This is a genomic window from Arthrobacter flavus (genome assembly GCF_039526005.1).
GTDB classification, from domain to species: Bacteria; Actinomycetota; Actinomycetes; order Actinomycetales; family Micrococcaceae; genus Arthrobacter_D; species Arthrobacter_D flavus.
The window spans coordinates 37,708-51,650 of sequence record NZ_BAAAIJ010000002.1 but is presented as its reverse complement, the minus strand read 5'-3'; the positions used below and the strand labels follow the sequence as shown (position 1 = coordinate 51,650).

The window sequence follows — 13,943 nt, the reverse complement described above, 5'->3', positions numbered from 1 at the left end:
GTCCCACTCGCCCTGCACAGGGCGAGGGCCGCTGATCTTTCACACATACAAGCGGTTTTCCAACACCTCCGGTACCAGCTGCAACAGGCTGGTACCGGAGGTGTTGTGATGAAAGCGAAAGACCGACTGGGACGCAGGGGAGAGGCGCTGGCTGCGTCGTATCTCGAAGCCGCAGGAGTGGACCTGGTGGACCACAACTGGCGCTGCGCACTGGGGGAGATCGACCTGGTCGCGATCGACGGATCGACGCTCGTGGTGATCGAAGTGAAGACCCGCTCGTCCCTGGATTTCGGTCATCCGATGGAAGGGATTAGCGCCACCAAGCTCCACCGGCTCTACCTGCTTGGCTCGATGTGGGCGCAGGCTCATGAGCTGCGCTTCTCGGCGATCCGCGTGGATGCTGTGGCCGTTGTCGACGACGGGACAGGGGCACCTCAGATCGACTATCTCCAGGCGGTCAGCTGATGCCGCTGGGACGCACCTACGCGGTGTCGCTCGTGGGGCTGAACGGCCACATCATCGAGGTGGAGGCCGACATTGGGCAAACCCTCCCCGCCTTCGTGATCCTGGGTTTACCCGATGCATCGCTCAACGAAGCACGCGAGCGAATTCGGGCCGCAGCACGCAACGCTGGACTTCCGTTGAGCCGTCGAAAGATCACCGTCAACCTGATTCCCGCCTCCTTGCACAAGCGCGGCTCGGGGTTCGACCTGGCGATCGTCATGGCGGCCCTTGCCGCTACGGGGGAGGTACGGGGTTGCGGCGACACCGTCTTCATCGCCGAGGTGGGCCTCGACGGTAGGCTTCGGCCGATTAGCGGCGTCCTGCCCGCGGTAATGGCCGGAGTCAAGGCGGGACATAAACGGTTCGTGGTGGCTGCCGACAATCACGGTGAGGCGGCGCTTGTGCCGCAGGCCGAGGTCAAGGGGTTTGCGAGCCTCGCCGAAGTCTTCTTGGCGTTCGGCGCAGATCCTGCGAAGGTGTCCTTGCCTGGCACGCCAGCTGATCCGGTGCTGGCACCCTTTTCTCCGAATCCAGGAAATCGCCAGTCAGCAATTAAGGACCTGGCCGACATTGCCGGCCAGCCAGCAGCTCGATTCGCTGTCGAGATCGCCGCCGCCGGGGCCCATCACATGATGATGGTGGGTCCACCCGGGGCCGGCAAGACGATGCTGGTTGAACGACTGCCCGGGATCCTCCCCGACCTGACCGATGAGGAGGCCATGGAGGTGACAGCTATCCATTCCCTTGGCAGGGTGCTTTCCTGTCACGGGTTGCAGCGACGACCTCCGTTTGAGAGCCCCCACCACACGTCCTCAACGGCGTCGATCATCGGAGGCGGTAGCGGTATTCCGCGCCCCGGCGCCGCGTCACGGGCACACCGTGGCGTTCTCTTCCTCGATGAGGCACCCGAGTATCAACGGGGAGTACTCGAGGCCCTGCGTGAGCCTCTGGAAAGCGGTGAACTGGTGCTGCACCGGTCGGCTGGGACCGCGTCGTATCCCGCCAGGTTCCAACTGGTGATGGCGCTGAATCCTTGTCCCTGCGGGCTGGCCAGCGGCAAAGGTATTGACTGCGTTTGTACTGCTGAACAGCGGCGACGATACTTCAACCGGCTGTCCCAACCCTTACTCGACCGGGTGGATCTTCAGCTTGCGGTGGCCCGGGTCTCGCTGGCGGATTACTCCGACGGCGCCCGGGCGGAGTCGTCGGCGGTCGTCGCCGCACGGGTGGCGACAGCTCGCGCGGCTCAACGAGACCGGTTGGCGAAATGGGGCGCAAATACGAACGCCGAAATGCTGTCATCGGTGCTCAACGACGGTCTCAAACTTTCGCGGGCCGTCACAGCACCGGTAGACAAAGCCATGAACAACGAGACACTCACCATGCGGGGACACGATCGGGTACTGAGAGTGGCGTGGACTCTCGCCGATCTGAGTGGACAGTCCTCACCCACCACCCATGACGTTGAAGTCGCCCTAAACCTTCGACTGCAGGAGCGTGCTTCGTGACCAATTTTAGCGATCCCACAGTCGTCGCTCGGGCAGCCCTATCGCGATTGTTTGAGCCATCAGACACCGTGGGCCTGGCCTTGACCCTCGCGTCTGGGCCAATTGATGCGCTGCGGATCGCGACCGGCCGGATCTCGGCTGGAACCACGCTGACGCTGGAGATCGCTGGGCTCCTCGAGGCACAGGGAATCAGTACCCGCCCGCAGGCGCTTGGCGATGCGCTGGAACGGTGGCGGCCACGGGTCGCGGATCTGGCTCCCGAACGAGACCTTGCAACCCTCGAACGGCTGGGTGGGATACTACTGACCCCGGAATGTGACGAGTGGCCCAAAGCCATCGATGACCTGCAGCTCTCAGCACCCTCCTGTCTCTGGGTCCGCGGAAACTACTCCCGGGGCATCCCTGAGCTCAACCGTATGGTGGCAGTGGTGGGGTCACGCGACAGCACAGCCTATGGAGCAGGCATGACGGGTGACCTGGCAGCCGGCCTGGTCACCCGCGGGTACACAGTGGTTTCGGGCGGAGCCTATGGAATCGACGCTCAGGCGCACCGTTCAGCTCTGGCGGCCGCCCAGGATGAACGGGCGATGCCGACTATCGGGGTGACCGCGTGCGGTATCGACCGGTATTATCCGGCGGGCAACGAGCAGCTCCTTCGCGAAACGGCGCGGCGCGGAATGCTGATCGCCGAAGTGCCACCAGGCTCGTCGCCGACCCGGTGGAGATTCCTGCAACGTAACAGATTGATCGCAGGCCTGTGCGCGGTGACCGTGGTGGTCGAGGCACGATGGCGGTCGGGTGCGCTGAATACCGCCCATCACGCTGCCGGGTTGGGACGATCCGTGGGTGCCGTGCCGGGATCGGTGTATTCAGCCAATTCAGCGGGATGTCACCGGCTCCTGCGGGAGGGCAGCGCCGTCTGCGTCACCGACGCAGCGGAGATCGCAGAACTGGCCGGCCCGATGGGGAGCGTCACGCTCCCTGAGCCAGACGAGGCACCTGCCGTACACGATGGTCTCACTGTCGAGGATCTCCTGCTGCTTGACGCGCTGCCCGTTCGGGCGAGCACAACCATCGACAAGCTGGCCTCGGTAGCCGGATTGAGCATCCGCGACGTTCTGGCAGGACTAAGCCGGTTGGAGCTAAGCACTCTCGCACAACGAACCGACGACGGCGGCTGGCGTCGCGACACGCCGCATCCCTACAGCAGACGCCCTCACAACAATTCCACCAACAGTTCCAGCAACAGTTCCAACAACAGCGAGAAAGGGTGACCCCGATGAAGACGCACAAGTTCATCGATACCCCGATTGGCAGGCTCCTCCTGGTCGTCGAACGAGGGGCGCTGACAGCGGTCTACCACGATCTGCATGAGCCACCACCGATCCCATCGGCGGTCGGCCTCCCGTTCGCCAAGGTATCGGGAGTGAGTACGATATCGGGCACGGGCACTATATCTGAGGTGGGCAGCGGGTCCGGCGGCTCGGCCACCCCGGCCGGTTCAACGGGCTCCGGCGGCTCGGCCACCCCGGCCGGTTCAACGGGCTCGGGCGGAGGCACCTCTGTTGCCGGTGTGCCCGGTGTTGAGCAGGAGCACCTGAGTGCGGCGAGTCTGAAGGCGGACACTGCAACCTACAACCGAGCGAGCGACCAGTTCCGCGCCTACTTCGCGGGAAGCCGACGCGCTTTCAGCCTGCCTGTCCACGCCAATGGCACTGAGTTCCAGCAAAAAGTCTGGGCTGTGGTGCTGGCAATCCCGTATGGCGAGACCCGCAGCTATAAGGAGCTGGCCGTCCAGCTCGGCAACCCTCTCATGGGTCGGGCGGTCGGCGCCGCCATCCGGGCCAACCCGTTGGCAATCATCATTCCCGGGCACCGCGTGGTCAGGTCCACCGGCGGTGTCACTGGATATTCAGCCGGGCCGGAGGTCAAACGATTTCTACTCGAGCTTGAGGCGGGTGATGCAATCTGTCCTGCTGCCTGAGATCAGGCGGAGTCTGTCACCAGCCAGAGGCTGTGACCGGAGGCAGGCGGAGTCCGTCACCAGCCAGAAGCTGTGACCGGAGGCCGGCGGAGAACTGTTTCAACACGAGATCTCGCCACAATAGGGCGGCAGACCGGAGCGCCTGCTTGAGGATGCAAGCCGCAGGGCCCACAGTGAATAGATGCAGCAATTGCCCGAGCCCTTCCAGAGTATCGTCGCTCGGTATCAGGGCTATCTCAGCGCCGAACGAAATCGTTCTGTGCACACTGTGCGTGCCTACCTGACCGATATCGGAGGGCTGCTCCGCTTTGCTCAGGAATCCGGTGTCACAGGCCTGGAGGAATTGACTCTGGCTGATCTTCGGTCGTGGCTTGGTTCGATGGATGCCCAGGGCCAGGCGCGGTCCACAATTGCCAGGCGCGCTGCCACCGTCCGGAGTTTCCTCGCATGGGCCGTGCGCGAGGAACTGATCGAAACGAACCCTGCACTTCGGCTACGTGCACCCAAACAGGAAAAGACCTTACCCGGGGTCCTATCCTCGAAACAGTTGAACGGAATCTTTGAAACCCTGCGCGCTGCAGCAACCGACGGCGACCCGATCGCCCTGAGGGACACAGCCCTCGTGGAAGTCCTTTACGGCACCGGCATCCGGGTGGGAGAGTTGGTCGGCTTGGACAGCGACCACCTCGACGTGGATCGCCGGACGCTGCGCGTGGTCGGTAAAGGCAACAAGGAACGAACAGTTCCCTACGGTGTGCCTGCGGCACACGCCCTCGATGATTGGCTCCGTCGCGGCCGTCCACGACTGGTCACTGCGGCCAGCGGCTACGCGCTGTTCCTGGGTCGACGCGGCGGCCGCATGGATCAACGCCAGGCGCGGTCGACAGTCGAAAGGCTGTTCGCCGGCGTCGAAGGCACTTCGGCGACCGGACCCCATGCCTTGAGACACAGCACTGCGACCCACCTCCTCGATGGCGGCGCGGACCTGAGGGCAGTCCAGGAGATCCTCGGACATTCCAGTCTCGCCACCACCCAGATCTACACGCACGTCTCCGTGGATCGGCTCCGCTCAAGCTATGAGCAGGCCCACCCTCGCGCCTGAGACCACACCTTGTGTTTGTCGTGACAGCAGTCAGACGAACGACCAGTAGTCCACGTGGCGAAGTGTGCAGCACCAACGTTATGACGGTGGCGGAGCGTCATGACAGTGGCGCAAATTCGTGTCGGTGGCGCAAATAGGTTATGTAAGGCAGAATGAACCCTAGTCTGCCGTGTCGGCGGACACACACAGATATTTTCGTTCCCGTTGCAGGTCGTTGGGGAAGACGTACCTACAGCTATGGAGGATGGAATGTCTGGTATTACGGCGCGCGGAGTGTTGTATATTCACTCAGCCCCTTCCGCGTTATGCCCACATATCGAGTGGGCGATCGGTTCTGTGATTGATCAGCGAACCGATCTAGAGTGGAGCCCTCAACCTGCTTCGCCCGGCATGTTTAGGTCCGAACTCTCCTGGGTCGGACCCCAGGGATCCGGCGCGCAGTTGGCATCAGCCCTGCGGGGTTGGGCACATCTTCGGTACGAGGTCACCGAGGAGCAGAGTGCCGGAGCCGACGGCGGACGGTGGTCCCACACGCCGGAACTGGGCATCTTCCACGCCGCAACCGACGTTCACGGCAACATCATGGTGACCGAGGACCGTATCCGGTATGCCTATGAAACGGGCGCGGGCGACCCCGCTGCCGTTTACCACGAGCTCTCCCTTGCCCTCGGGGAATCCTGGGATGAAGAACTCGAACCCTTCCGGCACGCTGCTGAAGGCGCACCGGTCAGGTGGCTTCACCAGGTCGGCTAAGCAACCCCCCGCTGTCTGACGGACGCCAACAGTTCCAGAGATCTCAGTTCCTGACACAGTAACCCCGGACACAGTAGTTCCTGACACAGTAAGAGGCGCCGCCCCTGAGGGACGGCGCCTCTTACTGTGTCCGGGTCACTAATGGTGACCCGGCTGACTCACTAGACGCTGCGCACGACTATCACTGCGTTGTGTCCGCCAAAACCGAACGAGTTACTCAGCGCCACCAGATCGCCAGCGGGAAGCGTCCGCTCGGTAGTCACAATGTCCAACGGAATTTCTGGATCCTGGTTCTCCAGGTTGATCGTGACAGGCATCTTGCGTTCGTGGACAGCGAGCACTGTCATCACCGCCTCAACGGCTCCTGAAGCGCCGAGCAGGTGGCCGGTCTGCGACTTGGTGGCTGACACCGCCACATTGTCGATGTGTGAACCCAGCGCTGTTTTCAGAGCTACGTATTCGGGTTTGTCACCCACGGGAGTGGAGGTTGCGTGTGCGTTGACATGCGAAATATCCGATGGCTGCACCCTGGCGTCGAACATGGCAGCCTTCAAGGCTCGCGTTGCGCCCAGTCCGCCGGGATCGGGGGCAGTGATGTGATAGGCATCTGCGGTGACCGAGGTGCCGGCAAGTTCGCCGTAGATCCGGGCTCCACGTGCCAGCGCATGTTCCTCGGCTTCGATGAGGAGAGCCCCAGCACCTTCGCCCATGACGAAGCCATCTCGCCCGGTGTCGTAGGGGCGTGACGCGTGCTCGGGATCGTCATTCCGCCGCGACAGCGCGTGCATCGAGGCGAACGCGGCAATTGGCATCGGGTGGATGGCCGCTTCGGCGCCGCCACACATGACGACGTCGGCCTTCCCGGAGCGAATGAGCTCGAGCCCCTGGTGGAGCGCCTCGGTGCCGGATGCACACGCGGACACCGGTGTGTGGGCACCCGCGCGGGCACCGAGATCCAGGCTGACGGCTGCTGCGGGCCCATTGGGCATCAGCATGGGCACCGTCATGGGCAGCACGCGACGTGGGCCCTTGGCGCGGAGGGTGTCCCATGCATCCAGCAGGGTCCACACCCCGCCGATACCGGTCGCGAAGGCTACCGCAAACCGGTCATGGTCAACTTCTTCAAGGCCAGAGTCCCGCCAGGCCTCGCGGGCTGCGATGACCGCGAACTGGGTGGACGGATCCATGCGCTTGGCTTCAACTCGCGAGAGGACCTCGCTGGCAGGGGTGGTGACCTGTGCCGCGAAGGTCACGGGCAGCTCGTACTCCTGGACCCAGTCGGCTTCGATGGTTCGAGCACCGGAAACACCTTTGAGGGCGTTCTTCCACATGGTGGGAACGTCGCCGCCAATGGGCGTCGTCGCGCCTAGGCCAGTGATCACTACTTTGCGTGCCATGGTTCACTCTCTAAAACGTGGGGGTGTTGCGATGGAACGTGCTAATGGGTCTTCCGGGCCGCCGGTACCCAAGGATGCCGGCGGCCCCGAAGGCTGAACTGCTTAGGCCTGAGCGCCGGAGATGAAGTTGACGGCGTCGCCGACGGTCTTCAGGTTCTTGACCTCTTCGTCGGGGATGCGAACGCCGAACTTTTCCTCGGCGTTGACCACGATGGTCATCATCGAGATGGAATCGATGTCCAGGTCATCGGTGAAGGACTTGTCCATCTCAACCGACTCTGGTGCAAGACCAGTTTCCTCGTTGACGATTTCGGCCAGTCCGGCCAGGATTTCTTCGTTGCTAGCCATGGATGGCTCCTTTTCTTGTCTAGCCGGATCAATGACCCGACATGGTTAATCAAACCGCGGTTGACGGTTTTGCTTGGGAAAAACTAGGGGAGCACGATCACCTGCGCGCCGAACACCAACCCGGCGCCAAAACCGATCTGCAACGCAAGACCGCCACTCAGAGAGGGGTTTTCCTGCAGCATGCGGTGCATGGCAAGGGGAATGGAGGCGGCCGAGGTGTTCCCCGCGTCTACAATATCGCGAGCCACCTCGACATGCTCGGGAAGCTTGAGCTGCTTAACCATTTCATCGATGATGCGGATATTCGCCTGATGAGGGACAAACGCGGCCAGGTCGTCAGCTGTGACCCCGGCTTCGTCGAGAGCACGTTGTGCCACCTTGGCCATTTCCCAGACAGCCCAACGGAAGACGGTCTGCCCATCCTGGCGCATGGTGGGCCAGGATGCCTTTGGCGCATCATCGAGGGTCCCACCCACCGCGGCAACCGAGGCCAGCTCGGCGTCCCGGATGTCAAGGAGCGAGTGGGACATCCGGATGGCCTGGTGCTTGCTGCCATCGGAGCCCCAGACGGACGGACCAATCCCTGCGCTGTCGGCAGGACCGATCACCACAGCGCCAGCGCCGTCGCCCAGCAAAAAGGAAATCGTGCGATCTGCGTTGTCGATGAAGTCCGACAGCTTCTCAACGCCCACCACCAGTACGTACTCGGCGGTTCCGGCGTGCACCATCGCATCAGCCTGTGCAATGCCATAGCAGTAACCTGCACAGGCTGCGGAAATGTCGTATGCCGGCGCCGGGGTCGCGCCCAGCCGGTCGGTGAGTTGAGCGGCAGCCGAGGGAGTGGCGTAGGGATGGGTCACGGTCGAGACGAGCACGGCGCCGAGCTGGGATGCCTCAATGCCGGCATTCTCCAGAGCGCTTCGCGCAGCCGCTTCGGCCATGTCGATCACACTGGTGTCCCGGTCGGCGCGATGCCGCGTCACAATACCGGTCCGCTGTCGGATCCACTCATCAGAAGAATCTATCCACTGACAGACGTCTTCATTGGTAACAATGACATCGGGGCGGAAAGCCCCAATGCCCAGGATACGGGTGTGCTCGCGCAGTGGAGCTTGCTTCAAAGCCGGGGCGTTCACGAATGTCCTTCTGCGATGGGGGAAATGACCGGATCCGGTGTACGGGAATGCTCATCAATAAACGCAGCCGCAGCAGCAAGATCCTCCGGCGATTTTACGGGCAATGTGGGCGTCCCGCGCATTCCGCGCTTCATCAGGCCGGTCAAAGTACCTGCCGGCGAAAGTTCGATCACTCCGGACACGCCCATCTGTTCCATCTGGGCCATGCAGAGATCCCATCTGACCGGCCGGGATACCTGGGCGATCAAACTGTCCAGATTGCCCTCCCCAGTGACCACCGGCGCCCCGTCAAAGTTGGACAACAAAGTAGCGGTCGGTGCCATCGGCGTCAGGGACCCGCGCAGCTCCTGGAGGGCCGTCGCAGCCGGGCTCATGTGATGGGTGTGGAAGGCTCCGGCAACTTTGAGGGGGATGACGCGGGCTTTCGTCGGCGGATCAGCTGCCAATGCCGCGAGCTGGTCCAGCGTGCCGGCGGCGACTACCTGGCCACCACCATTGCTGTTCGCCGCAGTAAGACCGTGTCGGGCAAGGACGGCGGCGACGTCGTCGGGGTCCCCACCCAGCACTGCACTCATTCCCGTGGGGAGGAACGCGGCTGCCTCCGCCATGGCTGTTGCACGGACGCGAACGAAGGTGACGGCGTCCTGTTCGGACAAGGCGCCTGAAATGGCCGACGCCGTGAGCTCGCCGACCGAGTGGCCGGCGACCACTGTCGCTGCGGTCATCGGACGACCGGCCAGCAACACGCGTGCTGTCACCAAACCGGCAGCCACAATCAGTGGTTGCGCCACCGCAGTATCCTTGATGGTCTCCTCATCTGACTCGGTGCCGTGTCGGATGAGATCCAGCCCGGCCTGGCCGCTGAGGGAGTCTAGATGCTCAGGGACACCAGGAAGTTCTAACCAGGGGCTCAAGAAACCGGGCGTTTGGGACCCCTGACCGGGGCAGACGATTGCAAGCACGTTTCAAGCTTTCCAAACTGGGAGAGGTTTATCGGGTACCCCGGCGCACGAAGCTCCGGGAGCCGCTTTGTAGGAAGTCTACAACGAGGGACCGGGTTACGGACGAGTAACAGGGCGCTCGGCGGGCCCTGGCGACGGCTGGGATAGTCTTCCCACCATGAGCGCCGTCTGCAGGACAAACGCTTCACGGGGGAGCAAGGGATCCCATCCGGTGATGTCGCAGACGCGTCGCAGCCGGTAGCGAACGGTGTTCGCATGAACGAACAACGCGCGGGAGGTCGCCTCCAGCGAATGCCCCAGATTGAGGTAGGAGGACAGGGTCTCCTCGAGACCATTCGATGCACCGACCAGCGGACGGTAAATGTTGCGAATCAGCGCCTTTCGCGCCGTGTCGTCGCCGGAGATGACACGTTCGGGCCACAGGTCGTCCGCAGCGACCGGGCGGGGTGCGGCAGGCCAGGCACGCGCCGCAGTCAGTCCGGCAAAGGCTGCCTGCGCCGAGCCACTTGCGGCCACCAGGGATTCCGATTCGGGTCCGTACACCACAGGCCCCGACCCGAACAGATCACTCAAACGGCTGTAGGTGCTCTCGTTATTCTCCACCCCGCCGAGAACGAGGATCAGCCGGTCGCCCTGGATTCCCACCAGGGTATCTTCGGCGATTCGATCAGTGGTGCGCCGCAATTCGTTGAGGAACAGGGCGTTGGGCTCCGGCGGCGAACTGCCTACCATGACGGTAATTCGCGCCTGGGACTGCCAGCCCACGGCAGCGATTCGTGAACGCAGGGCGTCCGAACTTTCACCGCGGAGGATGGCATCGACTACGAGCGCTTCGAGTCGGGTGTCCCAGGACCCGCGGGTCTCAGCGGCCCGCGCGTAGACGTCGGCAGCAGCAAACGCCACCTCCCGTGAGTAGCGCAGAACGGCCTCGCGGAGTGCGCCCTGATCAGCGTCCGCTGCCAGGTCAGGCACTCGGTCCTCGACCACTTGGACCACCACACGAATCAGTTGCAGCGCCTTCTGCAGGCTGATCGAACGGGTGAGCTCGGTCGGCGCGGTGCCAAACACGTCGCTGAGGACCCAGGCCGGCGACACGGGGCGCTGATACCAGTTGACGAAGGACGCGATCCCCTTCTGCGCCACCATGCCCAGGGCAGACCGCTCATCCGGGCGCAACCCCCGGTACCAGGGCAGCGACGCGTCAAGTTGCTGCAGGGTAGCGGTTGACAGGGCGCCGATCTTCGACTTCAGCCGTTCCACCGTGTCCGGGTCGGCGACCGGGATCTGGGCCTTGCGGGAACTGGGCGGAAATGGGCGTTCGGACACAGGCATGGGTCGAGCATACGTCCCCTGGGTGTCAGGCTCCATTTTGTGTGGAGGCTACAAACACGCCGACAGCACGACGGGCACCGACAGAAACGGCCCTGAGCCTCAGATCCGCCGGTGGCAACCGGCAAACCTGACCCTCAGGGCCGTTTATGGTACGAGTTAGCTGTCTCCGCCGGTGGTGCCGGTGGTGCCGGCGTTCACATCAAGCAGCTTGTACTTGTCGATCGCTTCGGCGGGCGCACCAGCGTCCACCTCACCGCGGCGTGCCAGCATTTCGAGGGCTCGCACCACCACGGAATGGCTGTCGATCTTGAAGAACCGGCGTGCCGCGGCCCGGGTATCGGAGAAACCGAACCCGTCGGCGCCGAGCGTCGCGAACTCGTTCGGCAGGAACTGCCTCACCTGGTCCGGAACAGCCTTCATATAGTCAGTCACTGCCACGATCGGACCAGTGGCGCCTTCGAGCTGCTGGGTGATGAACGGTACCCGGGCGTCGTCGGACGGGTTCAGGAACGCGTCCTCTTCAGCAGCGAGCCCGTCCCGGCGCAGTTCGTTCCAGGACGTCACCGACCAGACGTCAGCAGAGACACCCCAGTCGTCAGCGAGGATCTGCTGCGCTTCCAGTGCCCACGGCACCGAGACGCCCGAGGCGAGCAACTGAGCGCGCGCACCGTCGATCTTGGCCGGGGACAGCAGGTAGATGCCCTTGAGGACTCCCTCGACGTCGAGTTCTTCCGGCTCCTTGGGCTGCAGGATCGGCTCGTTGTAGACCGTGATGTAGTACATCAGGTTCCGGTCCTCGGACCCTTCGCCGTACATGCGCTTCAGACCGTCCCGCATGATGTGGCCGATTTCGTAGCCGTAGGCCGGATCGTAGGTGACCACTGCCGGGTTGGTGGAGGCCAGTAGCGGGGAGTGCCCATCAGCGTGCTGCAATCCCTCACCGGTCAGAGTGGTGCGGCCCGCGGTGGCACCGATGATGAACCCGCGGGTCATCTGGTCAGCGGCAGCCCAGTAGGAATCGCCGGTGCGCTGGAACCCGAACATCGAGTAGAACACGTAGACGGGAATCAACGGCTCGCCGTGGGTGGCATAGGCAGTTCCGGCGGCAGTGAACGCTGCTACCGAACCAGCCTCATTGATACCCGCGTGCAGGATCTGCCCTTCGACCGACTCTTTGTAGGCCAGAACGAGGTCCCGGTCCACCGACAGATAGTTCTGGCCATTCGGGTTGTAGATCTTGGCCGTCGGGAAGAACGAGTCCATCCCGAAGGTGCGCGCTTCATCAGGGATGATCGGCACCACGCGGTTACCGAACTCCTTGTCCCGCATCAGGTCCTTCAACAGTCTGACGAACGCCATGGTGGTGGCCGCCATCTGCTTGCCGGAGCCCCGCTTCGCCACCTCGTAGGCTTTGTCGCCCGGGAGGGTAATCTCCGTGTGCTTGTTCCGCCGCTCGGGGACAAACCCGCCCAGCGCCTTGCGGCGATCCAGGAGGTACTTGATCTCGGGGGCGTCCGCACCTGGGTGGTAGTACGGAGCGTTGTAAAGGTCGTCGTCGATCTGCTCGTCCGAGACGGGGATGCGCAGGTGGTCCCTGAACGCCTTCAGATCCTCCGACGTCAGCTTCTTCATCTGGTGGGTCGCGTTGCGTCCCTCGAAGTGTGGGCCTAGACCGTAACCCTTGACCGTCTTGGCCAGGATGACGGTCGGCTTCCCCTTGAACTCGGTCGCGGCTTTGTAGGCGGCGAAGACCTTACGGTAGTCGTGGCCACCGCGCTTGAGCTTCCACACGGCGTCGTCGCTGTAGTCAGCGACCATTTCCTTGGTCTGCGGTGTCTTTCCGAAGAAGTGCTCGCGGACGAATCCACCGGACTCCGCCTTGTAGGTCTGGTAGTCGCCGTCGGGCGTGGAGTTCATGATCCCGACAAGAGATCCGTCCTCGTCCTTCTCCAACAGTTCGTCCCATTCGCGGCCCCAGACCACCTTGATGACGTTCCAGCCAGCGCCTCTGAAGAAGGCCTCAAGTTCCTGCATGATCTTGCCATTGCCGCGCACCGGGCCATCGAGCCGCTGGAGGTTGCAGTTGATGACAAAGTTGAGGTTGTCCAGCCGTTCGTTCGCCGCGAGCTGCAGCAGGCCGCGTGACTCTGGTTCGTCCATTTCGCCGTCGCCCAGGAACGCCCAGACCTGCTGGTCGGAGGTGTCCTTGATGCCACGGTTGTGGAGGTACCGGTTGGACTGGGCCTGGTAGATCGCGTTCATGGGGCCGATGCCCATGGACACGGTGGGGAATTCCCAGAATTCTGGCATCAGGCGCGGATGCGGGTACGAGGAGAGGGCGTGGCCTTCCTTCGACTTCTCCTGCCGGAATCCGTCGAGATCTTCCTCGGTCAAACGTCCTTCGAGGAAAGCCCTGGCATACATCCCCGGGGACGCGTGGCCCTGGAAGAACACCTGATCACCGCCGCCGGCGTGGTCCTTGCCGCGGAAGAAGTGGTTGAAACCGACCTCATAGAGCGTGGCGGCACCCGCATAGGTGGAGATGTGCCCGCCGACGCCGATTTCGGGGCGCTGGGCGCGGTGCACCATGACTGCTGCGTTCCAGCGCATCCAGGCGCGGAACTTGCGCTCGATTTCTTCGTCACCCGGAAAGTCGGGTTCCTGATCCACCGGGATGGTGTTCACGTAGTCGGTGGTTGTCACCATTGGCACACCGACGCTCCGCGCTCCGGCACGCTGCAACAGCGAACGCATGATGAACTGCGCCCGTTCGGTGCCCTGGACCCGGATCAGCTCATCGAGGGATTCAATCCACTCGGCTGTTTCCTCCGGATCACCGTCCGTGCCGCCGGTCAAATTGCTTAGAATCTCCGGTCCACCCTGCTCTACAGCCACGCCAAACCTCTCCCACTTCGCA

The 13,943-nt window shown here is 63.2% G+C and carries 12 protein-coding genes; 6 read left to right on the top strand and 6 right to left on the bottom strand.

What is annotated here, in order from left to right; genetic code table 11:
- The first annotated feature begins 108 nt into the window (after nt 1-108).
- The 6 genes from ABD059_RS00655 (at nt 109) to ABD059_RS00630 (ending at nt 5,851) form a co-directional block, all read left to right on the top strand.
- The gene (locus tag ABD059_RS00655; protein ID WP_343877101.1) at nt 109-465 is read left to right on the top strand and encodes a YraN family protein; all 357 of its coding nucleotides are present in this window, start codon (nt 109-111) and stop codon (nt 463-465) included.
- A complete protein-coding gene (locus tag ABD059_RS00650; protein WP_343877099.1) occupies nt 465-2,012 on the top strand; it encodes a YifB family Mg chelatase-like AAA ATPase in 1,548 nt (515 codons plus the stop codon). The genes ABD059_RS00655 and ABD059_RS00650 overlap by 1 nt, the downstream gene beginning before the upstream one ends.
- The gene (gene dprA, locus ABD059_RS00645) at nt 2,009-3,286 is read left to right on the top strand and encodes a DNA-processing protein DprA (protein ID WP_343877097.1); all 1,278 of its coding nucleotides are present in this window, start codon (nt 2,009-2,011) and stop codon (nt 3,284-3,286) included. Before ABD059_RS00650 ends, dprA begins: the two co-directional genes overlap by 4 nt.
- 5 nt (nt 3,287-3,291) lie before the next feature.
- Nucleotides 3,292-3,996: a methylated-DNA--[protein]-cysteine S-methyltransferase gene (locus ABD059_RS00640; RefSeq protein ID WP_343877095.1), complete on the top strand. Its 705-nt coding sequence runs from the start codon at nt 3,292-3,294 to the stop codon at nt 3,994-3,996.
- A gap of 181 nt (nt 3,997-4,177) precedes the next feature.
- Nucleotides 4,178-5,098: a tyrosine recombinase XerC gene (locus tag ABD059_RS00635; RefSeq protein WP_343877093.1), complete on the top strand. Its 921-nt coding sequence runs from the start codon at nt 4,178-4,180 to the stop codon at nt 5,096-5,098.
- Between the two features lie 249 nt (nt 5,099-5,347).
- Entirely contained in the window at nt 5,348-5,851 is a 504-nt protein-coding gene (locus ABD059_RS00630) for a DUF3145 domain-containing protein (protein ID WP_343877091.1), read from the top strand.
- 161 nt (nt 5,852-6,012) lie between these two features.
- Here the strand turns inward: ABD059_RS00630 and fabF are convergent, their stop codons facing one another.
- From fabF to aceE, 6 genes are all read right to left on the bottom strand, one after another.
- Nucleotides 6,013-7,248: a beta-ketoacyl-ACP synthase II gene (fabF, locus tag ABD059_RS00625; protein ID WP_343877089.1), complete on the bottom strand. Its 1,236-nt coding sequence runs from the start codon at nt 7,246-7,248 to the stop codon at nt 6,013-6,015.
- 102 nt (nt 7,249-7,350) lie between these two features.
- Nucleotides 7,351-7,596, bottom strand: a complete 246-nt coding sequence (locus ABD059_RS00620; RefSeq protein ID WP_019482900.1) for an acyl carrier protein — start codon at nt 7,594-7,596, stop codon at nt 7,351-7,353.
- A gap of 83 nt (nt 7,597-7,679) precedes the next feature.
- Nucleotides 7,680-8,732 carry a beta-ketoacyl-ACP synthase III gene (locus ABD059_RS00615; RefSeq protein ID WP_343877085.1) on the bottom strand — a complete coding sequence of 351 codons (1,053 nt, stop codon included), beginning with the start codon at nt 8,730-8,732 and terminating at the stop codon, nt 7,680-7,682.
- Complete coding sequence (locus ABD059_RS00610; protein WP_343877083.1) at nt 8,729-9,694, bottom strand: ACP S-malonyltransferase; 966 nt, start codon at nt 9,692-9,694, stop codon at nt 8,729-8,731. Before ABD059_RS00610 ends, ABD059_RS00615 begins: the two co-directional genes overlap by 4 nt.
- 96 nt (nt 9,695-9,790) lie before the next feature.
- Nucleotides 9,791-11,026 (bottom strand): PucR family transcriptional regulator, encoded by a 1,236-nt coding sequence (locus tag ABD059_RS00605; RefSeq protein WP_343877081.1) that lies wholly within the window; start codon nt 11,024-11,026, stop codon nt 9,791-9,793.
- Between the two features lie 156 nt (nt 11,027-11,182).
- Nucleotides 11,183-13,921, bottom strand: a complete 2,739-nt coding sequence (gene aceE / locus ABD059_RS00600) for a pyruvate dehydrogenase (acetyl-transferring), homodimeric type (protein WP_343877079.1) — start codon at nt 13,919-13,921, stop codon at nt 11,183-11,185.
- Nucleotides 13,922-13,943 lie beyond the last annotated feature (22 nt).